We start from the raw sequence: 25,360 nt of genomic DNA, 5'->3' as shown, positions 1-25,360 counted from the left end.
GACTTGCGAGAACGATGATGACCGAGCGTTTGCCCCACTTCGACCTGTCCGACGCCACGCCCGAACAGAGAACGGTGCTCGACGAAATTCTGTCCGGCCCGCGCGGCAATCTGAACGGGCCGTTCCTTGGCTGGATTCATAGCCCGGAACTGGCTCAGCAGGCGCAGCGCCTGGGCGCGTTCTGCCGCTATCGCACGGGTTTGCCGCTGCGCCTGTCGGAGCTGGCGATTCTGGTGACCGCGGCGCGCTGGCAGGCGCAGGCGGAGTGGTACATCCACTATCCGATCGCGCTGCAAGCCGGCGTGTCCGAAGCGGATGCCGAAACGATTCGCCAGGGAGAGCGCCCGGATTTCGCGGACGCCGACGACGCGTTGATTCACGACTTCGCGAGCGAGCTTTATGACACCAAACGCGTTTCGGACGCGATCTATGCGAAGGCGGTCGAACGCTTCGGGCATCAGGTGGTGATCAATCTGGTGGGCCTGCTCGGCTATTACGCGTTGGTGGCAATGACGCTGAACGTGTTTGGCATGCGCGCGGTGGGGCAGGAGAGCTTGCCGTTCGCTGAGTAGTGCGGGCGGCATGGCGGCGCCGTTATGCAATTGCGCGGGCGGCGTAGCAGGAGCGAACTTCGACACAGCAGGCTAAGGCGTGGTTAGTATCGAGGCGCGGCCAGCTTTGGCATCGAACGCCGCCTCTTATACAGCGCATTCGCCCAACTTTTCCGCCACGCAACACAAAGCAAAGCGCCCCGATTGCGAACTTCGCAACCGGGGCGCTTTTTTACTGCGACTACGCCTTCACCTTCACCTTCACCTTCACCTTCACCTTCCATGCACTGACTATACCGGCGAGAACCGCGCCGCCAACCGCGCGGCTTACCTGCTTACTGACCGCGATACGTCGAGAACAGGCGTTGCTGCACGGAGTCCCGCGCGCCGGCATCCGACGAAGCTGCCTTCACGCCGCCGACGTCCTGCGAGCCCTGCGCCTCGGCGGCCACTGTCGTAGCGTTTTGCGGCACGGCCTTCGGATAGTCGGTGTCGTTCTGATTCAGAAGGCCCGCTTTTTGCGCGGCAACCAGCTCAGCGCGCACTTGTGCGCGGGTCACCGGACCATTGGCCTGCTGGGCGAACGAAACAGCCGGGACGATAAGCGCGGATGCAATAACGACTGCGGAAATAAGCGATTTCATGATGACCTCCTGGATTCGATTGTTGATGTGATCGGTTTAATGCTGCGGTGCCGATCCGTTGAAACCAGTCTATTTCTTACGAGGTCAGTGAAAAAGCGGCTTTCGGAGGAAAGATTATTACCGTTATCGAGATAATTGCTGGGATGGCTTCTCTTTTGATCGATTGCCGGCGTCGTCACGACGCTGGCACACGGAAGCGCCTATGATGAAGTTCGGTCCACGCCCGCGCCCGCAGTGGTGCGCGACACTCGCGACCGATGCCGAAACCGCAAATCCTGGGCTGGACCGTTGCGGTGGGCATCAGATTCGGTCGTGCCGCGCGCGAAGCAGGCACAAACAGGAGAGAGCGATGAAGCGCAAGGCATCAGCAGTCTGGCAAGGCGGCCTGCAAGACGGCAAGGGCTCGATTTCCACCGACAGCGGCGTCCTCAAGGAGACTCAATACTCGTTTTCGACACGCTTCGCGGACGGCATCGGCACGAACCCGGAAGAGCTGATTGCGGCTGCGCATGCGGGGTGTTTCTCGATGGCGCTGTCGGCGGAACTGGGCAAGGCCGGCATCACGCCCGAGCGCATCGGCACGACGGCCACCGTCACGCTCGATAAGGACGGCGGCGGTTTCGCGATCACCGCGGTGCATCTCGACGTGGCCGTGAAAATCCCCGGCGGCGACAAAGCCGCCTTCGAGAAGGCGACCGCCGACGCCAAGGCCGGTTGCCCGGTGTCGAAAGTGCTGAACGCCACGATCACGATGGACGCGAAGCTCGAAACCTGAGTCGCGTTTTTGCTGGTGATCTAGCAGCGATTAAACCGGCGCACGGGTCAAGCCCGGCGCCGGTTTTTGTGTACTCGCCTTGGTTAGAGATGCCGATGCCGCTACAAATGCGCCGTCTTGCAGCGCGACGAAACCGGCTTGGCGCGAAGACGAGGCCACTCGATTCGGCCCGGTCTCAGACAAGGCTCATCTAAGCGTTTTCCCCTCGGCCTGCTGAACGGTATGAATTGCGGCGGGCGTCCCTTTGACCCGGCTTCTCACGAGCTTGTCGAGGTCGAAAGTGGAAGTCTTGCCGACGCTCGGCAGACAATCGCGCACCCATGTGTCCGCCGTGGCATGGCCCGCGTGTCGCAAGGCTCGGAAGAATTCGATGGAGGGCGTGTTCTTCGATGCCGCGCCGATCTCGTCCATGAAGCGGTCGGCGCGAATCACATGAAAGCGCTTGGGCGTGTAGGCCTTTCCGCGGTGAACGAGGCCGGGGTTTTCAGCGGCGAGTTCGTTGATCAACTGGATCTGACGGACTTCCGTGACCCACGACGCGCCGAAGCTGACTTCGTTGATCCGGTTGTTGATCTCGCTGGGGCGCTCAGGCGGGCCATGTTTCGTACAGAGCGGATCGATGAGAACGCTCAGAATGTCGTCGGCCCACTCGACGAGCGGCGCGAGCGCCGGATTGGCCATGTACCCGCCGTCCCAATAGAATTCGCCGCCTATTTGCACCGCCTCGAAGAGCGTGGGAAAGCATGCGGAGGCCATCAGCGCCTTCGCCGAAATTTCGCCGGGTTCGAAGATGCGCAATGCGGTCAGGTTGACGTTGGTCGCCGCCACGTAGAGCCTGGGCACGGCGCCCTTCGGGTCATTGACGACCCCGAAGTCCGGAATCACGGTTTCCATGATCGAGCCAAGGGAATTGGTCAGCCATGGCATCGCATACGGAGAGGCAAACGGCTGGAGCATGCTTTGCGCGAGTATCGCGGGATTGAGATCGACATTCCAGCGCTCGGGAGACTTCAGCAGATCCTTGGGGAAGTTATAGAACGGCTGCCACTTCGAACTGGCGCCGACCAGCGTCCAGAGTTGTTCGAGCGACCGTTTGGCATCGGTCGGACTTCTGCTTAGCCCGTATGTGCAGGCCGCGGCGTTGAGCGCTCCGCCGCTCGCGCCGCTGATCGCGAGAATCGAGAGTGTCCCGCGCTCGACTTCGTCCAGCAGCCGGTCGAGTACACCCCACGTGAACGCCGCGTGCGCGCCGCCGCCCTGGAGGGCAAGACCGATCGTGGGAATGTCTTTTGTCGTTGCCATTCTGACCTCCGTTGTGCGGTCGCCCAGCAGTCGTCGAACTCATAGGGGAAAACGAAAGTGCCGACGCGGTTTTAACCGTTGTACTGCACTGCACGATTTTCCGCCATGCCGCCGGCGCTCCGCGCCTTCGTGCTTTCGTGCCGCGCCCTACGGAAAGTCGTCTTGCTTTATTGAACGGTTAGTCATAATATCCGCTGCATGAAGCAATCAGGCGATTCGAAACAATCCGCGAAGAAAGCCGGCGAGGTCTGCTCTCGGGGCCGGCCGCGCGAGTTCGACACGGACACGGTATTGGCGAGCGCGAGCCAGGTGTTCTGGAACCACGGCTACCACGCCACCTCGATCGACGACCTGTGCAAAGCCACCGGCCTGTTGCGCGGCAGTCTTTACGGCGTATTCGGCGACAAGCACGGCATCATGCTGGCCGCGCTGGATCACTACGCGGAAGGTTCGGTCGCGCGGCTCGCCGAGCGGCTGAATGCGCCGGTGCCGCCGGAAGAGGCGCTGCGCAACGCTTTGCTGCATTACGCGCGGGTCGCGTGCGCGCTGACCGGCGAACGCAGCTGCCTCATCACCAACACCACGCTGGAAATGCAGCCCGGCGACGAACAACTGCGCACGCGCGTCGCCGCGATTCAGCGCCGCATGGCCACGCTGCTGGCGGCGTCGGTGATTCGCGGCCAGGCGAGCGGCGCGTTCAACTCCACACTCGACGAAAAAGCCGTCGGCGATTTCCTCCTCTGCGTGATGCAAGGTCTGCGCGTGCTGGGGCGGGTCGCTCATCAGGAAGATGCGCTGATAGGAATCGTGGACGTCGCCATGCGCGCGCTCGTCTAAATTTTTTTGCCGAATTTTTGAACGATCAGTCATGAACAGCGAAGCGATCAAGTCCGCTCCGGCGGCATTCCAAGGCGCCGCAGCTTCAGCGGTGACCTGTCCTGGCGCCGCGGCCGCGAGCATGGCAACGGGTGTGGCAACTGGCGTGGTAGCAGCGGTCGACAAGGCTCAGCCGCGTTTCGAACGGCAGGGCCTTGCGCTGGCGGTGCTGTTCGTCGGCGCCTTCCTCGCACCGCTCGATTACTTCATCGTCAATCTCGCGCTGCCCTCGATTCACACCGGCCTGAACGCCAGCGACGCGCAATTGCAACTCGTCGTTTCCGCCTATGCGTCGGCGTACGCGGTGCTGCTGATCACGGGCGGGCGGCTCGGCGACCTGTTCGGCCGCCGCCGCATGTTCATGACGGGCATGGCGGCGTTCGTGGTCGCCTCGGCGCTGTGCGGCTTCGCGACCAGCGGACACATGCTGGTGATCTCGCGGATCGTGCAGGGTATCGCGGCCGCCGTGATGGCGCCGCAGGTGCTCGCGACGATTCGCGCGGTCGTGCCGCTGCATCAGCAGACCAAGGTGATGAGCCTGTATGGCTTCGTGTTCGGCTTGTCGTCGATCGTCGGCCAGTTGGGCGGTGGTGCGCTGATCACGTATCACCCGTTCGGGCTCGACTGGCGCATCATCTTTCTGATCAACATTCCGATCGGTATTGCCGCGTTTGTCGGCACGTGGAAGTTCGTGCCGGAGAATCAGCCGGCCACCCGCACCGGCATCGACGTGAAGGGCGTGGCGCTGCTGTCCGCCGTGCTGCTGCTGGTCATCTACCCGATGACGCACGGCCGTGAAGCCGGCTGGCCGGCGTGGACCTTCGTGATGTTCGCGCTTGCCGTCCCGGCATTCGCGCTCTTCGTGATGACCGAGCAGCGCGTCGAGCGCCGCGGCGGCCATCCGCTGGTGGACCTGCAATTGTTCCGCAACCGGGCCTTCGCGTTAGGGCTGGTGCTCGCGTTCCTGTTCTACTGCAATAGCGCGTTTTTTCTGACCTACGGGATCTTCCTGCAAACCGGTTTGCACTGGACGCCGCTCGCATCCGGCATGGCGATCATGCCGTTCGCGATCGGTTTCGTGGTCGGGCCGCTGACCTCGCCGGCGGTGGTCAAGCGCATCGGCGGCCATGTGCTCACGCTCGGTTTTTCGATGATGACGGTCGGCTTCACGGTCACCGGCTGGTCCGCCACCCAGTCGGCCACGCCGGATCTGCTGTTCTATTGCGGCCTGGTGTTCGCGGGCGTCGGACATGGTTTGCTGCTGCCGTCGATCATGCGCATCGTGTTGCTGGAGGTCGTGCCGGAGAAGGCCGGGCTTGCTTCAGGCGTGGTGTCGTCGACGCTGCAGATCGGCTCCGCATTCGGCACGGCGGCCATCAGCGGCGCGTTCTTCGGCGCGATCGGCGGCCGCGCGGCACCGGGCGATTACGCGCACGCGTTCCAGGTCAGCCTCGCAATCAATGCACTGCTGATGTTCGTGTGCATTGGCCTGAGCGTGCTGCTCGTGCGGCATCAGCAAATCGCGCTGCGCCGCTCGGCGCAGCCGGTTTGAAAATCCGGAAGCGGGAATCGTTTTCAACAAAGGCTATCGGAAATTATTAGGCGTTTTTTTAAACAAGGCCGATTTTAAGCATGGCGCATTTACCGGTGAGTTAGTCATTCACAGGTAATTTCGCTTGTGGCGACTCAGAATAAACCCTGAATGGCTCTGGCCGGGGCATTAGATATGACGAAAGACGTTCGTATTTTCTGCTGTCCGGCGGCAGTTCGTCGCTGTAAGTTTTGCGATCGTGCACTGCCGCATGAAGGGGCGGCCTGGCGGGGCATTGAAGGGTTTTCCCGGTTTTGCCCATCGATAGCCCGAGGGTGGAAGCAATTCCACTGTCGATGAAAACGGTATCAATAAAAAGCACTTGCGGCGATTAATTTCGATTGTTAATCTTGGCAAACTTTTTAGCGTTTTCCTTCAGCAGGTCTAAAGTCGAAAAACCCGGCGCAATGACTTAAATACCGCACAACGGTTCCGTAGGGGGATGAATATGCTGACCGCTACCATTGACGCATTCCAGACACCACCAGCCGCCCAGTTCAATGTCGGCGACGTCGTCACATTGAAGGAAGGGGGCTCGCGCATGACGGTAACGTATGCAGGCCCAGTGGCGCTCAACCCCGGCGACTGGCTGATTTGCGAATGGTTCGACGAACACGGCGAATTGCGCCGCGAGATGTTTTCACCCGCGAGCGTGCGCACCGAGCCGCGCTCGATTCCCGCCGGTTCCGTTCTGTGGAACCGCATGAGCCGCGCGGCCTGAACAGCCCGCATGGTCGGCCGGTGCTTCGGCCGGCCAGTCCGTTTTCTGCTTCATCCACGGCACGCCAGATTCACTTCTCCGAGCGATCCCGCGTGCTTGCGCGTCGTTGCACACGCACCAGCAGCGCGGACGAAAACGCTCGCATCCTCACGAGCTTGCGCGTCTCCACGATCTCGCCCGCGATGTTCTTCGGCGGGTTTGGTTGCAACGCCCAATAGAGCGCAAGCAGCCAGCCGAACACGGTCCAGCCGAGGCATGCATTGAAGAGCGCGAGCGTCAGCACGTCATGACGCTTGCGCCGGTCCGCCACCAGGGCCGGCAGAAAATACAGCGCCAGTGCCAGCACCGCGGCGATGGCCTGCACGACGACGTTGCCCTCCATTAAGTGGCTCCCGATACGCGACCTATGCCGCAATTGTCGCGCGATTGTTTTGTTTGCGTAAGCTCGCCGCAAAGGTTGCATGCCGTTCGTGAGACGGCTGCGACGGGCAGTCGCCCTGGTCGTTCACCAAGCCGATGCGCGGCGAGGGGTTCAGCCAATCCCGCATCGGGTCTATCATGATCGTTTCGACAGAACAGATCCCCACGGACCGCCATCATGATCTCCGACGATACCCAGCAGGCTCAACGCATCAACCCCGAGACGCTACGCGAATTCGTGGACCGCAAGTGGAACGACGAGATCGTGCCCGCGCTGACGGACTACATCGCCGTGCCGGCCAAGAGTCCGGCGTTCGATCCCGAGTGGGTCAAGCACGGCTATCTGGAGCGCGTGATCACCGACGCGGCGCAATGGGCCGAACAGCAGCCGGTGCGCGGCCTGAAACTCGAAATCATTCGCTTGCCGGGCCGCACGCCGGTGATCTTCTTCGAGTCGGCGGCGACCCGTTCGGGCAGCGAGGAAACCATCGTGCTGTACGGCCACCTCGACAAGCAGCCCGAGTTCGACGGCTGGCGCAACGACCTCGGGCCGTGGACGCCCAAGCTCGAGAACGACAAGCTCTACGGCCGCGGCGGCGCCGACGACGGCTACGCGATCTACGCGAGCATCACCGCACTTGCCGCGCTGGACGCGCAAGGCGTCGAGCGTCCGCGTTGCGTCGGTCTGATCGAAACCTGCGAGGAGTCGGGCAGCTACGATCTGCTGCCGTACGTCGACGCGCTGCGCGAGCGGCTCGGCAAAGTGGGTCTGGTCGTGTGCCTGGATTCGGGCGCGGGCAACTACGATCAACTGTGGCTCACCACGTCGTTGCGTGGACTGGTCGCCGGCGACCTCGAGGTGCAGGTGCTCGACGAAGGTATTCACTCGGGCGGCTATGGCGGCATCGCGCCGTCGAGCTTCCGCATCATGCGGCAACTGTTCGACCGTCTCGAAGACTCCGCCAACGGCACGCTATTGCCGAAGGGTTTTCACGTCGATATCCCGGCGGACCGTCTGCGCGAAGCGGAAGCCACCGCCCAGATTCTCGGCGACGACGTCTGGAAGAAGCTGCCGTGGGCCTGCGGCCAGGACGGCCGTCAGGTGCTGCCCACCACCACCGATCCGAAGGAGGCCTTGCTCAATTCGACGTGGCGTCCGTCGCTGTCGGTAACCGGCGCGGCCGGCTTGCCCGCGTTGGCCGATGCCGGCAACGTGCTGCGTCCGCGCACGGCGTTCAAGCTGTCGCTGCGTCTGCCGCCGATGATCGAGGCGGAGAAGGCCGTCGCCGAACTGAAGGCGCTGCTCGAACTGGATCCGCCGTACAACGCCAAGGTGACGTTCAAGCCTGACGCCGGCGCGGCAAGCGGCTGGAGCGCGCCCGACCTCGCCCCGTGGCTTGCCACGGCGCTCAACGACGCGTCGCGCCAGCACTACGGCGCCGACGTCGCCTATATGGGGCAGGGCGGCACCATCCCGCTCATGAACGTGTTGAAGGCGGGCTTCCCGAAATCACAGTTCATGGTCTGCGGCGTGCTCGGACCGAAGTCGAATGCGCACGGGCCGAACGAGTTCCTGCACGTGCCGTACGGCAAGAAGCTCACGGCCGCGGTCGCCGAGGTGATCGCCGCCGCGCCTTGAGCCATCTCTTCGATCGTCGTTTGCCCTGAACCCGTCACGTCCGCCGACACTGTGAATGACCGATAACTCCACCGCTCAACTCGCCACGCCCCGGATTCCGGCCGATCAATTGCATGCCTATGTGAGGGCGATCTGGGAAAAGGCGGGCAGCACGCCACGCGAAGCGGAGCTGGTCGCCGATCATCTGGTGGCGGCGAATCTGACCGGTCACGACTCGCATGGCGTGGGGATGATTCCGCGCTATGTGGCGTCGCTCGCCGACGGTGAGCTTCAGTTGAACCTGCATGCCGACGTGGTGAAAGACGCGGGCGCCGTGCTGACGGTCGAAGGCGGCCGAGGCTTCGGCCAGGTGGTGGCGTTCGAGGCCATGGAGCAGGGCATCGAGCGCGCCAAACGCATCGGCATCTGCGCGGTCGGTTTGCGCGGCGCGCATCACATCGGGCGCATCGGTCATTGGGCCGAACAGTGCGCGCGTGCCGGTCTCGTGTCGTTCCATTTCGTCAACGTGGCGGGCGATCCGCTCGTCGCGCCGTTCGGCGGCGCCGACCGGCGCATTGGCACGAACCCGTTTTGCGCTGCTTATCCGCGACCCGGCAAGCCGCCGCTCGTGCTCGACTTCGCGACCAGCACGGTCGCGTATGGCAAGACGCGCGTCGCCTATAACCAGGGCAAGCAGGTGCAACCCGGCGCGCTGATCGATCACGAGGGCCGCGCCACGCTCGAACCCAAAGTCATGCACGAAGCGCCGTTCGGTTCGCTGACGCCGTTCGGCGGGCATAAGGGCTTCGGGCTCGCGGCCCTGTGCGAGATCTTCGGCGGCGCGCTGTCGGGCGGCTTTACCACGCACTCGGCCACGCTCGGCACGACCAACGCGATCATCAACTGCATGCTGTCGGTGATCATCGATCCGGCCGCGTTCGACGCGCCCGATGCGCAAGCCGAAGCCGACGCGTTCATCGACTGGGTGAAGGCCTCGCCGCTCGCATCGGGCGTCGACCGTATCTATGAACCCGGCGAACCCGAGCGCGTGACGCGCGCGCAACGCGAGGCCGAGGGTATTCCCGTGGACGCGGCCACGTGGGCGCAGATTCTCGCCGCGGCGCTCGCCGTCGGGATGAGCGCGGAAGCAGCCGGCCACTGGTCCGCGCGTTTGCAATAAGACGCTGATGCAAAGGCGCGGCGCGCGGTGGGCCGCCCACGTTTGATCATGCGAAGTGGATACACCGTCTGTTAGCCCACCAATCAGAGAAAAAACCATTCGTCGCTGATCATTTTCGATTGCATTTTCTAATCGGCGACTATTTCTTTCTTTTTTCGATCCGGCAAGAAATTCAATCCTGGCGCGGGCGCATATTGATTGCCGCCGCGTGCCTTTTTGTGGGTCAATTTCGCCCATCTTCGGTGCGCAAGCGTTTGCGTGCGCGCCACATGCCATCGACCTTCCTCTTTCCCGCAGAACGCCTGCTGGCGGGCTTTTGAACGCGGCTTGCATTCATCTGTTGGTTACCCCGCTCCCATCCGATTCCGGTCTGCTTTAGGCTCGCATTGCAATACCAGTGTTTAACCTTAAAAGGACCGTTCAAAATGAATCTGCATAACCACCACGCCTGCCGCCCGTTCCTCGAAGCCGGCAATCTTTCGCAAATTTCGGCTTACTACGAAGAAGGCCGCAACGTCATGTGGATGATGTTGCGGGCGCAGCCGCGTCCCTGTTTCAATCTCGATCTGGTCCATGACATCCTGGAACTCGCGCAGGCAGCACGAGAGTCGGGATTGCCGATCGATTTCTGGGTCACCGGTTCGTTGATTCCGACCATGTACAACGTCGGCGGCGATCTGGATTTCTTCGCGGATGCGATCCGCGCCGGCAAGCGTCAGGCGCTCATGGCTTATGCACGGGCCTGTGTGGATTGCGTGCATGCGGCGTCACGGGGATTCGACACGGGGGCGATTTCGATCGCGATGGTGGAAGGCACGGCACTCGGTGGGGGCTTCGAGGCCGCGCTCGCGCATCATTTCCTGCTCGCGCAGAACGACGCACGCATGGGCTTCCCGGAGATCGCGTTCAATCTGTTCCCGGGCATGGGCGGTTATTCACTGGTGGCGCGCAAGGCCGGCATGCGGCTCGCGGAGGAGCTGATCGGCGTCGGCGAATCGCACACGGCCGAATGGCACTACGGCAAAGGTCTGGTCGATCAGCTGTTCGAACCGGGCGAAGCCTATATGGCGACCCGTACTTTCATCGACACGCTCAAGCCGAAAATGAACGGCATCCGGGCGATGCTGCGGGCGCGCCAGCGCGTGCTGCAACTCTCGCGCGCCGAGCTGATGGAAATCACCGAGGATTGGGTCGACGCCGCCTTCACGATCGAGGAGAAGGATCTCGCCTTCATGGAGCGGCTGGTGATGCTGCAGAACCGCCGTACCTCGAACCTGCGTCAGACGGCCAGCGCGGCCAATTTCGGCTGAATTGACCTGGGTTCGAACACAATAAGCCGTAAGGGGGGCGGTCCGGAAGCTCAGGCGATCAGCCTGAGCTTCTGTCTATCCTGCAACCAGCGTTCGAATTCAGCCGTCGGCATGGCCTGGCCGTACAGGAAGCCCTGCACGTAATCCACGCCCAAGCCCTTCATGAACACTTCTTCCGATTCGGTCTCGATCCCTTCGGCGACCACCTTGAAATTCAATTCCTGCGCGACGGCCACCATGGAGCGCACCAGTGCCTGCGCTTTGGTGTCGGCGTTGATCGAGCGCACGAAGCTGCGGTCGAGCTTGATGACGTCGAGCGGAATCCGGCCGAGCTGCGACAGCGACGAATAACCCGTGCCGAAATCGTCCAGATGAACCTGCGCGCCGAGCTGGCGGAACTGCTTGATCAGATCGATCGCGGCTGTTTCGTCTTCGATCAGGCAGCTCTCGGTCAGTTCGAGATCGATCAGGCAGGGATCGAGATTGGCGGCCTGCAGCGCCTCGCTGAAATGGCGGACCACGGCCGTATCGACCAGTTGCCGCGCCGACACGTTGATCGCGATGCGCAGGTTGTAGCCGTCCGCCTTCCATTTGGCGGCCTGTTTCGCGGCCGTTACCATGACCCAGCGACCGAGCACGCCGATCAGCCCGGACTCTTCCGCGTAACGGATGAACTCGGCGGGCATGATCTGACCGCGCTCCGGCGAATTCCAGCGCACCAGCGCTTCGACGCCTTGCACCACGCCGGTGGCGAGCGACAGTTTCGGCTGGTAGTGCAGCGTCAGCTGGCCCTCTTCAAGGCCGCGCCGCAGGTTGGTGTCGAGCCACATATACTCGGCGACCCGGCGGTTCATTTCCGGCGAGAACACGCGGTGCGTGCGCTTGCCTTCGTCCTTGGCGACGTACATGGCCGTGTCGGCCGAACGGATCAGCGACTCGAGGCTGTCGCCGTGTTCCGGATACAGTGCGATGCCGATCGAGCAGCCCGTGTAGACCTCCACGAGCCCGAGGGCGAACGGCGTGCGCATGCGCTCGAGAATGCGCTGCGCGGTGGTTTCGAGTTGGTGCGCCGTACCCTTGGTCGCGAGCACGATAAATTCATCACCGCCCAGGCGCGCGAGCGTATCGCCTTCGTTCAGACACTCGCTGATGGCCGACGACACGTCGCGGATCAGGCGGTCGCCGAATACGTGGCCGTAGTGGTCGTTGACCTTCTTGAAGTTGTCCAGATCGAGGAACAGCACGCCGACCGCTTCGCCCGGCGCGGCGTCTTCGATGGCGGTGCGGATTTTGTCCTGGATCGCGTTGCGGTTCGCGAGCCCGGTGAGCGAGTCGGTGTTCGCCAGTTCGGTGAGGCGTTCCTGCGCGAGCCGTTCCTCGGTGATGTCGGTGCCTGAGCAGATCAGGAATTGCTCCTCGACGCCGCTGCCGCTGTGGACGAATTTGTTGCGGAACAGAAAGAGCCGTTCGCCATGCACCGTCTTGACGCGCCGCTCGACTTCGTACGACACGCCGCGATTGAAGAAGCCTGCAATGTTCTGGCTGGAGGCCGCGCCGTCTTCGGTGGACATGAACAACGCCCATACGTTGCGGCCGATGATGTTCTCTTCCTTGACGCCCGTGAGTTCTTCGGCAAGACGGTTGAAGCGTTGTATTCGGCCATGCCGGTCGACGATCACGACGACCGAATTCACTTCGGACACGACCTGCTCGGCGAACGAGAGGCCGTGGACCAGATCGCGGGCGACGGATTCGGTGTCGTCGTAGGCCGAGGCGGTGCCGGCCCAGCTGTTGCTGCTGAGCTTTTTGCCGACCAGATGCAAACGCAGCGGTTCGCCGAACAGCCGCACGTCGAGGACGAGATGCGAGGTCACGCCGGTGAGGCAGCGGATTTGCGAGGCCTGCTGAGGATTCAGCGGAATGGCGACATTGGCCGGCATGTCGCCGGTGACGGGCGTGAGTTCTAGCGCGTTGCTGTCGTTCGACAGACGCCAGCATGGGCTGCTTGTGCCGAACTGGGCATAAAGCACCTGCTCGTGTTGGTCGTCGTTCATGAGATCCCCGGGCGGTGTGTGCCGGTGGCCGCCGTGAAGGCGGAGTCGGCAAACAGTCTTCATCATACTTAAGACTGTCCCCATTGTAGCGAAGCGATTGGAATTAGGGCTTATAAAGATTAACGGTCAGTAAGACTTCCATCTTTAGGGCTTTTTCAGGTGCTTTTTTACGTGCTCTGTCCCGCGCTCTTTCCCGTCAGGCACAGGTGATTTACGGCAACCCGCGCTCATTCTAAACAGCTAAAACCGTCGCGCCAGCCATGCGCGAGCCTTTTCCCTTTCGACGGGAACCGCTTCCAGCGACGGTTCGAACCAGAAAGTCCCTGACACGAGCGTGGCCACTACAACGCCGTCGCGATACAGAATCCGGTTTCCCGTCACAGCGGGCACACGTTCGCCGACGAGCAAAGTGCCCGCGAGATTCAACGGATCGGTCCCGGCGACACACACAAAAGCACCGTCGTTCGCATGCCGCCGCACTTCTCGCAGCACGGGAATCGCTTCGGGCAGAGCAAATTGTTCGCCGGCGAGACCATTCACGAAGCGCCCGCCGCGAATCACGCCGCGCGCTTCGAGCCGCTGAAAAACCCGCAGCAGGTCTCGCCACGGCGGCAGCCACTCGGCCTCGCGTTCGAGCAGACGCCAGAACACCACGCCATAACGGCGCAACAGCGTCAGCGCGACATGTTCCAGCACTTCGGGTGGGAACTGCCGGCGGCGCTCCGGCACGGTCTCTGACGCCGCAACGGCGCTGGGCCGGCTGACCAGCGCCCAGCGTCCGGCGTCGTCCATGCCGCCGATCAGCGCACTCGAACGCGCGCGCCGGTTGCTGGAAAACGCGTTGCGTTTGGCGACGGGCTTCAGCAAGGCGCGCAAGCCGGCAAAACTGTCGGAGTTCACGAGCCCCGCGGCCACCAACTCGCCCAGCGCGCTCTCCAATTCCATACGCAATACGCGAACTTCGGCGAGCAATTCGTCGAAGAACATTGCGCCGTGTTGCACGAGCATGTCATACACGCTTTGCGCGCGCGCCGACAACTCCGGTTGCTTCGACGGATCGAGCAACGCGCTCCACACGCGTACCTGCGCGCGTGGCAATAGCACGATCGGCGTACTGCGGACCGGCCCAGCGGCGCCGCGCGCGCGTTCCGTCAGCCGGGTCCAGACTATTTTGCCGGCGCGGCATAGTTCGTCTAGCAAAGTATTCGCGTAGGCCTTCACGCGCGTGGGCAGGATGTCTTCCTCCCATGCGCCCGCCGCGGCCTGGTAGCCTTCGAGCTGTTCGAGGACCGCGGCCAGCGCGTCGCGCCCCTCGCTGCGCGTGTCCGGCGTCAGATGCTGCCACTCGAACAGAAAGCGCATGAAATCGTGCCGTTCCACCGGCTCGATTTCGCGCCGCAGGCGTTTCACCGTGTAGCGGTGTATCCGCGCGAGCAGGTGCCGTTCGCACCATTCTTCCTCGGCGGCTTGCGGCGTGAAGTGGCCGCGCATCACGTAGCCTTCGGCTTCGAGGCGCGTGAGGCTCTGTTCGACCGATGCCGCAGGCAACTTCAGCGCTTCAGCGATCGCGCCGACCGGCAACGGCCCAAAACCGGTCAGGCGCGCACGGAGCACGTCGAGCAGGGCGTCGTCGGCGTTCCAGGTCTCCGTGTAGCCTTTCGGCGCGGCAACGGGCGGCGCCAAGCGGGCGTCGGGAAAGAGCGACTGAAAACAGGTCAGACGTTCGACAGGCAGCCACACGGCCGAGTCGCCGGCCAGTTGCAGGCGAGTGGCGCGGCCGGATTCGGCCAGCGACGCGAGCCATGCCAGCCAGCCTTCGTTGCGCCGCGCTTCGGTCTCGGTGATGCAGGCGAGGCCGCTCAACGCTTCGTGCATCTCGTCGGCGTTGCGCGCCTGCGGCCATGCTTCGTCGCGCACGCTGTCGATGGCTTCGGCATCGAGCGCGCCGAGATCGTCGGCGCTCGACGGGTCGGTCCAGCGGCGGTTCAGCACGGCTTGCGTGCGGCGCTCCTCGATTGGCGCGTCGTCGAGATAGGCGTACGGTTTGGCGTTGAGGATTTCGGCGGCGAGCGGCGAGGGCGCCGGCAAATCGCGCGCGACCAGTTGCACGTCGCCCTGTTCGATACGGCGCAGCAGCGCGAGCCAGCGTTCGCTGTCCATCGCGTCGTGCAAACAGTCGTCGACGGTTTGGTCCACTAACGGATGATGCGGCAGTTCGCGTTCGCCGACGACGTTCTCCAGACACGCAGCCTGCTCGGGAAACACGTTCGCCAGCAAATCTTCGCTGCGCATGCGCTGCAATTGCGGCGCGGTTTTGCGCCCGCCGGTGTAACGCGGCAGACCGAGCGCGGTGGTCGCGTTCCAGCGCCAGCGCACGCCGAACAGCGGCGCATCGAGCAGCGCCTGAATCAGCAGATGCTCGGCGCTGTTCGAATGCAGATAGCGCCACACGTCGTCGAGCACGAAGGAATGGCTGCCGGTCAGCGACAGCACGATCGCGTCCTCGGTGGCGGCGGCTTGCAGCTCGAAGTTGAAGGTCCGGCAAAAGCGCTTGCGCAGCGCGAGGCCCCACGCGCGGTTGACCCGGCTGCCGAACGGCGCATGAATGACGAGCTGGGTGCCGCCGGATTCGTCGAAGAAACGCTCCATGACCAGCGTGTTTTGTGTGGGCAGCACGCTGAGCGCGGCGCGCGCGCGGGCGAGATAGTCGACGATCTGGCGGGCGGCGGCTTCGTCGAGATTCAGGTTGTCGACGAGCCAGTCGATCGCGTGGTCGATGCGGGCGGGGAGCGTTTCGACCTCGGTGCCGGTCGTGTCCGTCAAACCGGCCGCCGTTCCCACGCCATCGAGAAGACGCCCAATCTGTTCGCGCAATCGCGCGACGCCGAACGACAGTTCGTCGCTGCGCCCCGGCGCCTCGCCGAGCCAGAAAGGAATATTCGGCGGTTGGCCTTGCGCGTCCTCCACGCGCACGCGCCCGCTTTCGATCCGCAGAATCCGGTACGACGCGTTGCCGAGTTGAAACACGTCGCCCGCCAGACTTTCGACGGCGAAATCCTCGTTGACGGTGCCGATATTGATCGCCTGCGGTTCGAGCACGACGGCATAGTCAGCGTTCTCGGGAATCGTGCCGCCCGACGTGACGGCGACCAGCTTGCCGCCGCGCCGGCCGCGCAGCGTGCCGCTCACGACGTCGCGATGAACATAGGCGCCGCGCGGACCGTTGCGGCTCGTGTAGCCTTCGGCGAGCATGCGCAGCACGGCGTCGTATTGATCGCGTTCGAGGTCCGCGTACGGCGCGCCGCGCCGCATCAGCTCGAACAGCGCGTCCTCGCTCCATTCCGCGCTCGACACTTCCGCGACGATCTGCTGGGCGAGCACATCGAGCGGCGCGCGCGGAATCCGCAGCGCGTCGAGTTCGCCGCGTCGCACGCAATCAAGCAGCGCGGCGCATTCGATCAGATCGTCGCGCGAATTCGGAAACAGCCTGCCTTTCGGCATGCCGCCCACGTGATGGCCCGAGCGTCCGACGCGTTGCAGGAACGGTGCGATCGCGCGCGGCGAACCCATCTGGCAGACCAGGTCGACGTCGCCGATATCGATGCCGAGTTCCAGCGAAGCGGTGGCGATCAGCACCCGCAAATCGCCGCGTTTCAGGCGCTGCTCGGCGTCGAAACGATGTTCCTTGGCGAGACTGCCGTGATGCGCGGCGACCACGTCCTTGCCCAGCCGCTCGGTCAGATGACGCGCGGCGCGCTCGGCCATGCGGCGCGTGTTGACGAAAATCAGCGTGGTCCGGTGCATCGCCACCAGCTCGGCGAGACGGTCGTAGACGCGCTCCCATACCTCGTTGGGCATCACCGCTTCGAGCGGCACGGGCGGGATTTCGAGCGCGAGGTCCCGTTCGCGGATATGACCCACGTCGATGATTGCGCAATCGGCGGGAATGCCGCTGTCGATGCTGCCGCCGCCCACCAGAAAGCGCGCGACCGCGCTTACCGGCTTTTGTGTCGCCGACAGGCCGATACGCGGCAAGCGCCGCTGGCATAGCGCGTCGAGCCGCTCGAGGCTGAGCGCGAGATGGCTGCCGCGCTTGCTGCCGGCGAGCGCGTGAATTTCGTCGACGATCACCGTGCGCACGGTCGAAAGCATGCGGCGGCCGGAGTCCGAACCGAGCAGCACGTAAAGCGATTCCGGTGTCGTCACGAGAATATGCGGCGCGCGCTTCTTCAACGCGTTGCGTTCCTGCTGCGTGGTGTCGCCGGTGCGCACGGCGGTGCGGATATCCAGCGGCGGCAAGCCGCTCGCGTCGAGTTCCGCGGCGATGCCTTGCAGCGGCAGTTGCAGATTGAGGCGGATGTCGTTGGAGAGCGCCTTCAGCGGCGACACGTAGACCACCAGCGTTTCGTCCGGCAATGCGCCGCCGTTGGCGAGGCCTTGCTGGACCAGATCGTCGAGCGCGGACAGGAAGGCGGTGAGCGTCTTGCCCGAACCCGTCGGCGCGGCCACCAGCGTGGAGCGGCCACGGCGAATCTGCGGCCACGCGGCGGCTTGCGCGTCGGTCGGCGCGGGGAAGGTCTTGAGGAACCAGCTCGCGACAGCCGGATGGAAATCGGCGAGCGCGCCGGCCGTCGAGAGCCCGATGGCGGGTGTCGCGACGGATGCGTTGGCGGACGCCGCGCCCAAGGCGGCGGTAGTGGAAGCCGAAGTCATGCTCGCGTAGATGGGGGCGGGGCGTGCCATATCCAGAGGGCGCCGAAGGCAACCGGTTGCAAGGATCAGGAACCAGTCTGGCAGGTTTCCACGCGTTTTGCCGAGCGCTACAGATCGGCATTTATGTCGCAATGGAGAGCCTGCGCTACGGCAATTTTTGCCGCGGGGCACAGCTTGCCGCTCGCTCTGCCGGATTTTGCCAATTGCAGTACTCTCTACGCCTCACCCATCCACGAACCACGTTGGAGTCTCGACGATGCGATACAACCAGTTGGGCCGTACCGGTGTGTTTGTTTCAGAATTATGTTTGGGCACGATGACCTTCGGCGGCGGCGGGGGCATCTGGAAGCAGATCGGCGATCTGCAGCAGGGGGACGCGGAGCGGCTGGTCGGCCGGGCGCTCGACGCGGGCATCAATTTCATCGACACAGCCGACGTCTACTCGGAGGGCCTGTCCGAACAGATCACGGGCCAGGCACTGAAGAATCTCAAGGTGCCGCGCGACAAAGTGGTGGTGGCCACCAAGGTCTTCGGCCAGACGGGCGAGTTTCCCAATGCGCGCGGCGCCTCGCGTTATCACATCATCGACGGTGTGAAGGCGAGCTTGAAGCGTCTGCAACTCGATCACGTCGACCTGTATCAGATCCACGGTTTCGATCCGGCCACGCCGATCGAGGAAACCATGCGCGCACTCGACACGCTGGTGCAGCACGGCCATGTGCGCTATGTGGGCGTGTCGAACTGGGCCGCGTGGCAGATCGTGAAAGCGCTCGGCATTTCCGAGCGCCTTGGGCTCGCGCGTTTCGAAACGCTGCAGGCGTATTACACGCTGGCGGGCCGCGACCTCGAACGGGAACTCGCGCCGATGCTGCACAGCGAAGGCCTCGGCCTGATGGTGTGGAGTCCGCTTGCGGGCGGCTTACTGAGCGGCAAGTATGGACGTGAGCAGCAGGGCGAAACGGGCAGCCGCCGCACGACGTTCGATTTTCCGCCGGTCAATCGCGAGCGCGCTTATGACTGTATCGACGTGATGCGCGACATCGCCGAGGCAAAGCGAGTGTCGGTCGCGCAGATCGCGCTAGCGTGGCTGCTGCATCAACGGGTGGTGACCACGGTGATCGTCGGCGCGAAGAAGGTCGAGCAGCTCGACGACAATATCGCCGCGACGGGCGTTTCGCTCACCGCGGATGAGCTTGCGAAGCTCGATCAGGTCAGCACGCTGCCCGCGGAATATCCGGGCTGGATGCTGGAGCGGCAAGGTGAGCCACGCCGCAAGCAGCTTGAAGAGGCGCGGCATCCGGCGGCGTAGCGGCAGCCGTCAGCGAAGCCAACCGCAGCGACCCGCAGCAAGCCGCAGCGACCCGCAGCAAGCCGCAGCAAGCCGCAGCAAGCCGACGCCGGCTGGACACCACGTGAGAACAGCACGGACTGTGAACGCGGTGCCTGGTCGTCGCATCCCCCCGGCGCGATTGGCGGAGCGGGCGCCTATGCGGCTGCGGCCGCATCCGCTGCGTCGGCTACTTAAGCGGCTCGCAGTGCGGCCGCTTATTCCGCCGCGCCTTGGGCTGCTTCAGCTGCCTGCGCCGTATAAGCCGCGGCAGCATCCATCGTGCGAGCCGAGTACACCATCGCGGCGCCCGCATTGATCGCGACCGCCACGCCCAGCGCTTCGGCGATTTCCTCGCGCGTCGCGCCATGCTTGAGCGCTTCGGCGGTGTGCACGGTAATACAGCCGTCACAACGCAGGCTGACCGCCGCCGCAAGCGCAATCAGTTCGCGCGTCTTGGCGCCGAGCAGGTCCTTCTTCTGGCCGGCGCTCGACAACGCCTGATAGCCCCTGACGGTATCCGGCGACAGTTTGGCGATCTCGCCGATCCGGCCGAACAGTTCTTGACGGTAATCGATCCAGTTCAACATGGCAGTGCTCCTTGGTCTGTTGCGCGTCGGCGAGTGCCGGCGTCGTGAGACAAGTATTGCGCTGCGCCGCGATATCCTGAATACTCGATTCGCTCAACTTTTAGCGCGATCGTCTCATGGATACGCTCAGCCGACTGATCGACCTCGCCCGCCCCCAAGCCAGCCTCGATCTGCGTTGCCTGCTCTCGGGCGCTTTCGATATCGGTCATGGCCGGGAGGAAGCGGGCATTGCGCCGTTCCACCTGGTGCTGGACGGCGCATGCGTCGTCGAAACCGCGGACGGCGCGCAGCGTGCATTGCACGCGGGCGACTTCATGCTGTTTCCGCGCGGCGCGGCGCATCGTGTGCGCGATGTGCAGCGCTCGGCCGCCACTGCGCCGGTGACGCAAGGCCATGACGGCATGCTGCCTTTGCGGCGCAACGACGGCCACGATGACCACGACGGCGCCCACGTCCCCGCCGACCTTGATCTTCTGTGTGGCCGCTTTGTCTACTCGCCCGGTTCGTCGGCCTTGCTGCTGAACGCGTTGCCCGATCCGTTCCATGTCTCGCTCGGCGGGACGGAAACGCTGGACTCGTTGCAAACGGTGATTGCGCTGATGCGCAGCGAGGCCGAAGGACGGCAGGCGGGCGCCCGCGCGATCGTCACCGCGTTGAGCAATGCGCTCCTCGCCATGGCGCTACGCGTGCACGGCGAGCAGAACGCATCGGCTTCGGGCGTGCTCGCGCTGCTGGCCGACGCACGCCTCGGCGCTTCCGTGCAAGGCATGTTGAGCGCTCCCGAACGGGCGTGGACCATCGCCGAACTCGGCGAACTCGCCGCCATGTCGCGCGCGACTTACGCACGCCATTTCAACGAGCGCGCGGGCATGACGGTGATGGACTTTCTCACGCAGATCCGCATGACCATCGCGTGCGATCTACTGCGCCGCACGCAGCGCAGCGCGGCCGAGATCGGCGAGGCGGTCGGCTATCAATCGGAGGCCGCCTTCGGCAAGGCGTTTCAGCAAAGCGTCGGCATGCCGCCGGGACGCTACCGGCGTCGGCCGCAAGAGAACGATGGGGCGGAGAACTAGCTACGGTTTGCCCGGCTTGCCCGGTTTGCCGAACCAGCGCCGTTCGATCCATGACATCAGGAAGGCCACCAGCAATGCGCAGATCGTGCCGAGCGTCACTTCGCCGAGGCGCATGAGGGCTTTGTCCCACGCGGGACCCATGCCCGGCACCAACAGCATGATCGTCGCCGTAATGCCGCCCAGACGCGCCGCGCTGCCGACGTTCAGGACCCAGCACAGGGCGATCGCGACACCCACCGTGGCGGCATAGGCCGCGAAATAGCCCTCGCCGAACGTGGCGCCCACGAGTCCGCACAAGCCGCCGACCATCGCGCCGATGAATTGATCGCGCGACAGGTTGCGGGTGTCGACATAGCTATGCTGGCTGACCGCGATGGCCGTGATGGCGGCCCAGAAGGTCTGCTCGGTATGCAGCAAGCGGCCGATGGCGACGGCGAGACTCGCGCCGGCGACCGCCTGCACGGCCATGAAGCCGCCTTCGATCAGGCGCTCGCCGAGCGGCAACGACTTGAGAAAGGCAAACAGCGAGTTGGCGGCGCTCGCCCGTGCCGTGCGTCGGGAATCGTCGGGTGGGGTCATCGAAGGTGAGAAGGTCTATTGCAGCATGAAGGTCCCGTATTCTAGCGACTCCCATTGGCGGTCGAGCAGAGACCAGCGCGCCGGCAGCGAACGGGCCAAGCCGTGGCGATGGAGCGCGGGATCGAGTGGGAGCGTGATTGCCGTGAAGAACACGCGGAGTCCGGCGAAGGCGGCCACCACGCATACGGACTACATGCCTCGGGCATTCACGTGTTTGAGTAACCGTGACTAACCTTCATGACTGCGCAGCCGGCGATACCAGTTCATCAACGGTGTCGCCGAGACTCCGTGTATCACCACCGACGCCGCGATCACAGCCAGCGTGAGCGGCACGAGCGGAGCGACGTCGGCAGCGGCGCCGTTTTCGAGCGCGTACGCCAGGTAGTAAAACGAACCGATCCCGCGTATCCCGAACCAGCTCATCAAACGCCGTTGCGTCGGCGTCGCGCTCGATCCCACCAGCGACAGCTCCACCGATATCGGCCGCACGAGCACGAACAGCGCGGCGGTCAGCGCGATGGTCTGCCAGGTGAAGAGCGGCGTGTGCATCGTGGCGAGCACGTTGCCGACCATCGCCATGACGGCGACCTCTGCGATGCGTTCGAGTTCGATCGTGAAGCCGAGCACCGACTCCGTCATATACGCGTGCGCTTTGCTCGGATTCGCCGCGGTCGCTTCGACGTCTTCGGAATCGACGGTGCCGATGGTTTCGCGAGGCGACTGGCCGCCGCTCGCGCGATGTTCGACACGGCGCATCGCGACACCGGCCGCGAACACGGCCAGAAAACCATAGGTATGCGCGAGCTGCGCGGCGCCGAACGACAGTTCGATCAATCCGAGCGCGAAGAAACCCTCCAGCCCGAGCGCCTGCGCGTGGCGCGTGCGCAGCCACGCCACCGCGTGCGTCGTGGCCCAGCCAAGCACGCCGCCTATCGCGATCGCGCCCGCCACGCCCCACACGATGCTGGCCGCGAGTTCCAGGTTCAACAGGTCGCCCGCTTCGGCGGCGGGCGCCGCGCATAACGCCAGGCCGAGCATCGCGAAGGGCAGCGCGATGCCGTCGTTCAGTCCGCCTTCGCCGGACAGCGCGAAGCGCAGCAGGTCGTGGTCGCCGGGGTTGTGCACTTGTACGTCGTGCGCCAGCACCGGATCGGTCGGCGCGAGAATCGCCGCCAGCAGCAAGGCCGGCCCCCAGCCGAGATGCAGGACGTACACGCCGAACAGCATCAGCAGCGGAATGGTCGCGAGCATCGCAAGGAAGCCGAGACGCAGCGGCACGGTCCAGAGTTTTTCGAGCATGCCGAGCCGCAGCCGCAGGCCGATGGCAAACAGCGAGACGAGCAGCGCGACTTCGGTGATGGTACGCAGCAGATGCGCGTCGGCGATCATATCGAGGCGCAACAGGCCGATACCGGGCGGCCCCAGGAAGTAGCCGATCGCGAGATAAAACATGGCGGCGCTGATGGGTAGCCGCCGCAGCGCCGTTGCCGCCAGGCCCATAAAAACGAGCACGGCGCCAACGATGAGAAACCACAAAGTTTCGTGCATGAGCATCCGGTGAGGGCCCGCATGCGCGTACCGTATGCGTGGCCGGTTGAAGAAAGGTGCGCCGGGACGCGTCAGTCGCTGACGCGTCATTTCAAGGCGCGCGTCCGAATGCTTCGCGCAGTTTGCGCTTGGCTTGCTGCAAGGTGTCGCGGCGCGTTTTCGGCAGGTTCCTGCCGGCGCGATTGATATAGAAGTTCAGCATCGACATCGCCGACTGGAACGGTGTGCCTTTGCGGCGGCGGCTTTTGGTGGACGACTGCTTGAGCGATTGCGCAATCGACTCCGCGCTGCCGGTTTTGAAAATATCGTGCTGGATATCCATCGCGTCACTGGTTTCCATCACGTGATGCGACCATTTCTTCGGGCTTTTTGCGCGATGCGCCGCGTGTGCCTGGGCGTGCCGCTGGCGTGGCGGCCGGCCCGACTTGCCGCGCGCGACGGGGCGTTTGGACTTGCTGGTGGATTTCCGGGTGGCCATGATGGCGCCTCCTCAACGGGTCGTGCGCGCTGATCGAGCTTATTGTGCGCTCAAACTGAAACGCGCCGGCTGCCGCGATGGCGGCATGCCGGCGCATCGGCGCGGACGCGGGTGACCGGTTGCGCTCGCGCGCGTCCGCCGCGAGCCTGCGTTACAACTTCAGCCCGCCAGCCTCCGGCGCGTCCGACGACGCGGGCGGAACGTCGCCGACGCCGTGGTCGTCGCGACGCGCATACGAGTCGCGACCCCAATAGGGTTCGCTGCCGTAGTACTGATGCACGGACGTGGCCCACGTCTGGTCCGCCATGGATGGCCAGTGGTCCTTGTCGAAGCCCGGTGCGTTCTTCACGCGCTCAGCGGTCATGTTCAGCACGAAACACTTGCGCCCGGTATCGAGCGTCAATGCATGCCAGGGGATGGCGAGCAGCTTGTCGCCGATGCCGAGAAAGCCGCCGCTCGAGAGCACGGCATACGCAACGCGGCCCGAGCCGACGTCGAGCATGATGTCCTTGATCTTGCCGATGTCCTCGCCGTCGCTGCTGAGCACCTTGTTGCCGTCGAGCGTGGCCGCGGCCATCACGTCCGGGCCGGGGCCGTCCGCGGTCGCGCTTCCCTTGCCGACGATTCGGGCGCCTTGGTCTTGCCGTATGCCGGCTTGTGTCTGTGTCTGGTTCAGCATGATGAGCCTCCTCTACAGGTAAGTGTGTGCAAGGCTGAGCAACCGGCGTTCCTTCCAATTCCGGAGGGGGGGGGCAGTGGTGGTGATCCTTGCTGGAGCTCGTCTGCGTTTGCAAAGAGCGCGTGTGGAGCGTCACGCTGAACGCGTAAAGCGTGCTGACGCGTTTGAAAATATTTCGTCGGGATAGAAAGACGAGGAGAACTGAGAAAGTGCGTTCACGGGTTGGCGGCAACATGGCCTGCCACCAGGATACCGGTACGGCGCCGCTATGAGGCATAGCCCTTGCTGACTGTTTAGGCAGCAGCGCGATCAATCACGTACGAACGCTGTCTATCTGGTCCATCTATCCTCGGAGACTTCAATGAAATATTCAAAAGCATTGCTGGTATCGGCACTTTTCGCCATGTCGGGGGCGGCGTTCGCGCAAGCGGGCGGTGGCAACGGTAACGGCGGCAATGGTGGCTCCGGCGGCTCGGGCAACGCGCACGGCGCGGCGACCGCAGCGCCGACCACGGATGGACAAGCCGCATCGGGCGCGATGAGTTCCACCGGCTCGAAATCCCATCACATGTCGAAGACAAAAGCCAAGAAGGCGAAGACCGATTCCACCAATATGCCGGGTGCGGATGCGAGCAGCGATACGAAAGGCCAGTGAGAGCGCTCTATTGAGCGGCAGGGCCATGACGAAGGGTCGGGCAGCTTTCTGACCAGTGAGGTGCAATCGGCGCGAGCCCAGCGCCGGTTCTTTCGGAATCCCGATGGGCGGGGAAAAGTCAACGCCTAAGAACGGGTAGTATCGGAGCAGAGGGCAATGTCGGCAACTACGGAGACACTGCTCCGCCTGTATCGATGCGACAGAAGCGTGCGGTTCGACTCTCTTGTTCAAGAACACCAGGAAGCAGAGGCGCACGCCCGGTGCATCGCGGGAGATACGATCATGACGCAAACGATCCACTATCAAATGAACATTTGCGGCGGCGATTTCTCGCACGTCAGGGAATGCTTTCGCCACTGGAAGTCGCAGCCCCTCGTGTATCGAAGGAATCAGCAGATGTTCGAAGGAAAACAGGAAGTGCGGCCGTTGTCGGCCCATGTGTTCGACAACGGCGAGGTCGCGCATGAAGCGCTCGAGCGCGTCTGTTCGCCCGGCGATCCGTATGCGCTCGCTGCCGAGGTACACGACGGCGAGCGCGACATGTGGCTCGTGATGGCCGCATTCGCGGAAGAGGTGTGACGAGCCTTGAGTGGCGGCTCTTTTAAGGCGCCGCCTGTTTTGCTGCGCGCGATGCACCCGTCGCGGGCACGCCCGCCCCCCCCGAATCAGTCGC

23 protein-coding genes are annotated in these 25,360 nt (G+C 63.9%); 13 read left to right on the top strand and 10 right to left on the bottom strand.

Features of this window, described 5'->3' with window-relative positions; genetic code table 11:
- The first annotated feature begins 17 nt into the window (after nt 1-17).
- On the top strand, nt 18-572 hold the full coding sequence (locus P0D96_RS40700) for a carboxymuconolactone decarboxylase family protein (protein ID WP_408319516.1): 555 nt from the start codon (nt 18-20) through the stop codon (nt 570-572).
- Between the two features lie 314 nt (nt 573-886).
- Here the strand turns inward: P0D96_RS40700 and P0D96_RS40695 are convergent, their stop codons facing one another.
- A complete protein-coding gene (locus P0D96_RS40695; protein WP_132377423.1) occupies nt 887-1,195 on the bottom strand; it encodes a DUF4148 domain-containing protein in 309 nt (102 codons plus the stop codon).
- Between the two features lie 349 nt (nt 1,196-1,544).
- On the opposite strand from P0D96_RS40695, the gene P0D96_RS40690 reads away from it, so the two are divergent.
- A complete protein-coding gene (locus tag P0D96_RS40690) occupies nt 1,545-1,970 on the top strand; it encodes an OsmC family protein (RefSeq protein WP_011492126.1) in 426 nt (141 codons plus the stop codon).
- A gap of 186 nt (nt 1,971-2,156) precedes the next feature.
- Here the strand turns inward: P0D96_RS40690 and P0D96_RS40685 are convergent, their stop codons facing one another.
- Nucleotides 2,157-3,272, bottom strand: a complete 1,116-nt coding sequence (locus tag P0D96_RS40685; RefSeq protein WP_408319501.1) for a patatin-like phospholipase family protein — start codon at nt 3,270-3,272, stop codon at nt 2,157-2,159.
- A 198-nt stretch (nt 3,273-3,470) separates the two neighbouring features.
- On the opposite strand from P0D96_RS40685, the gene P0D96_RS40680 reads away from it, so the two are divergent.
- The 3 genes from P0D96_RS40680 (at nt 3,471) to P0D96_RS40670 (ending at nt 6,460) form a co-directional block, all read left to right on the top strand.
- Nucleotides 3,471-4,109 (top strand): TetR/AcrR family transcriptional regulator, encoded by a 639-nt coding sequence (locus P0D96_RS40680; RefSeq protein WP_408179980.1) that lies wholly within the window; start codon nt 3,471-3,473, stop codon nt 4,107-4,109.
- A 31-nt stretch (nt 4,110-4,140) separates the two neighbouring features.
- Nucleotides 4,141-5,700 (top strand): MFS transporter, encoded by a 1,560-nt coding sequence (locus P0D96_RS40675; protein ID WP_408319499.1) that lies wholly within the window; start codon nt 4,141-4,143, stop codon nt 5,698-5,700.
- Between the two features lie 487 nt (nt 5,701-6,187).
- The gene (locus tag P0D96_RS40670) at nt 6,188-6,460 is read left to right on the top strand and encodes a YodC family protein (protein ID WP_132377418.1); all 273 of its coding nucleotides are present in this window, start codon (nt 6,188-6,190) and stop codon (nt 6,458-6,460) included.
- 70 nt (nt 6,461-6,530) lie between these two features.
- Here P0D96_RS40670 and P0D96_RS40665 read toward each other — a convergent pair whose 3' ends face one another.
- Nucleotides 6,531-6,842: a superinfection immunity protein gene (locus P0D96_RS40665; RefSeq protein ID WP_408179982.1), complete on the bottom strand. Its 312-nt coding sequence runs from the start codon at nt 6,840-6,842 to the stop codon at nt 6,531-6,533.
- A 216-nt stretch (nt 6,843-7,058) separates the two neighbouring features.
- Between P0D96_RS40665 and P0D96_RS40660 the strand changes: the two genes are divergently transcribed.
- The 4 genes from P0D96_RS40660 (at nt 7,059) to P0D96_RS40645 (ending at nt 10,988) form a co-directional block, all read left to right on the top strand.
- The gene (locus P0D96_RS40660; protein WP_132377416.1) at nt 7,059-8,519 is read left to right on the top strand and encodes a M20 family metallopeptidase; all 1,461 of its coding nucleotides are present in this window, start codon (nt 7,059-7,061) and stop codon (nt 8,517-8,519) included.
- A 55-nt stretch (nt 8,520-8,574) separates the two neighbouring features.
- The gene (locus P0D96_RS40655; RefSeq protein WP_408319497.1) at nt 8,575-9,678 is read left to right on the top strand and encodes a malate/lactate/ureidoglycolate dehydrogenase; all 1,104 of its coding nucleotides are present in this window, start codon (nt 8,575-8,577) and stop codon (nt 9,676-9,678) included.
- A gap of 119 nt (nt 9,679-9,797) precedes the next feature.
- Entirely contained in the window at nt 9,798-9,998 is a 201-nt protein-coding gene (locus tag P0D96_RS40650; protein WP_408179985.1) for a hypothetical protein, read from the top strand.
- Nucleotides 9,999-10,103: 105 nt separating this feature from the next.
- Nucleotides 10,104-10,988 (top strand): crotonase/enoyl-CoA hydratase family protein, encoded by an 885-nt coding sequence (locus P0D96_RS40645; protein WP_132377413.1) that lies wholly within the window; start codon nt 10,104-10,106, stop codon nt 10,986-10,988.
- A gap of 50 nt (nt 10,989-11,038) precedes the next feature.
- Here P0D96_RS40645 and pdeR read toward each other — a convergent pair whose 3' ends face one another.
- Nucleotides 11,039-13,042, bottom strand: coding sequence for a cyclic di-GMP phosphodiesterase (pdeR, locus tag P0D96_RS40640; RefSeq protein WP_408179986.1), 2,004 nt, complete (start codon nt 13,040-13,042; stop codon nt 11,039-11,041).
- 240 nt (nt 13,043-13,282) lie between these two features.
- Nucleotides 13,283-17,785, bottom strand: a complete 4,503-nt coding sequence (locus P0D96_RS40635; RefSeq protein ID WP_408319495.1) for a DEAD/DEAH box helicase — start codon at nt 17,783-17,785, stop codon at nt 13,283-13,285.
- 226 nt (nt 17,786-18,011) lie between these two features.
- Here P0D96_RS40635 and P0D96_RS40630 point away from each other — a divergent pair, with 226 nt between their 5' ends.
- A complete protein-coding gene (locus P0D96_RS40630) occupies nt 18,012-19,064 on the top strand; it encodes an aldo/keto reductase (protein ID WP_408179988.1) in 1,053 nt (350 codons plus the stop codon).
- A 236-nt stretch (nt 19,065-19,300) separates the two neighbouring features.
- Here P0D96_RS40630 and P0D96_RS40625 read toward each other — a convergent pair whose 3' ends face one another.
- On the bottom strand, nt 19,301-19,672 hold the full coding sequence (locus tag P0D96_RS40625; protein WP_408179989.1) for a carboxymuconolactone decarboxylase family protein: 372 nt from the start codon (nt 19,670-19,672) through the stop codon (nt 19,301-19,303).
- 116 nt (nt 19,673-19,788) lie between these two features.
- Here P0D96_RS40625 and P0D96_RS40620 point away from each other — a divergent pair, with 116 nt between their 5' ends.
- Nucleotides 19,789-20,748 (top strand): AraC family transcriptional regulator, encoded by a 960-nt coding sequence (locus P0D96_RS40620; RefSeq protein ID WP_408319492.1) that lies wholly within the window; start codon nt 19,789-19,791, stop codon nt 20,746-20,748.
- Here P0D96_RS40620 and P0D96_RS40615 read toward each other — a convergent pair whose 3' ends face one another.
- From P0D96_RS40615 to P0D96_RS40600, 4 genes are all read right to left on the bottom strand, one after another.
- Complete coding sequence (locus tag P0D96_RS40615) at nt 20,749-21,327, bottom strand: FUSC family protein (protein ID WP_408179991.1); 579 nt, start codon at nt 21,325-21,327, stop codon at nt 20,749-20,751. It lies immediately after the preceding gene.
- A 228-nt stretch (nt 21,328-21,555) separates the two neighbouring features.
- Nucleotides 21,556-22,875, bottom strand: a complete 1,320-nt coding sequence (locus P0D96_RS40610) for a cation:proton antiporter (RefSeq protein ID WP_408319490.1) — start codon at nt 22,873-22,875, stop codon at nt 21,556-21,558.
- Nucleotides 22,876-22,966: 91 nt separating this feature from the next.
- Entirely contained in the window at nt 22,967-23,353 is a 387-nt protein-coding gene (locus P0D96_RS40605) for a DUF3175 domain-containing protein (protein ID WP_132377406.1), read from the bottom strand.
- Nucleotides 23,354-23,504: 151 nt separating this feature from the next.
- Nucleotides 23,505-24,032, bottom strand: coding sequence for a PRC-barrel domain-containing protein (locus P0D96_RS40600; protein WP_408319488.1), 528 nt, complete (start codon nt 24,030-24,032; stop codon nt 23,505-23,507).
- 361 nt (nt 24,033-24,393) lie between these two features.
- On the opposite strand from P0D96_RS40600, the gene P0D96_RS40595 reads away from it, so the two are divergent.
- A complete protein-coding gene (locus P0D96_RS40595) occupies nt 24,394-24,687 on the top strand; it encodes a hypothetical protein (protein ID WP_408179994.1) in 294 nt (97 codons plus the stop codon).
- A gap of 282 nt (nt 24,688-24,969) precedes the next feature.
- Nucleotides 24,970-25,266, top strand: coding sequence for a hypothetical protein (locus tag P0D96_RS40590; protein WP_408319486.1), 297 nt, complete (start codon nt 24,970-24,972; stop codon nt 25,264-25,266).
- The last annotated feature ends 94 nt before the right edge of the window (nt 25,267-25,360 follow it).

Source organism: Paraburkholderia sp. RL17-347-BIC-D (assembly GCF_046027915.1).
Classification (GTDB): Bacteria; Pseudomonadota; Gammaproteobacteria; order Burkholderiales; family Burkholderiaceae; genus Paraburkholderia.
This window is presented reverse-complemented; position numbering and strand designations above follow the sequence as displayed.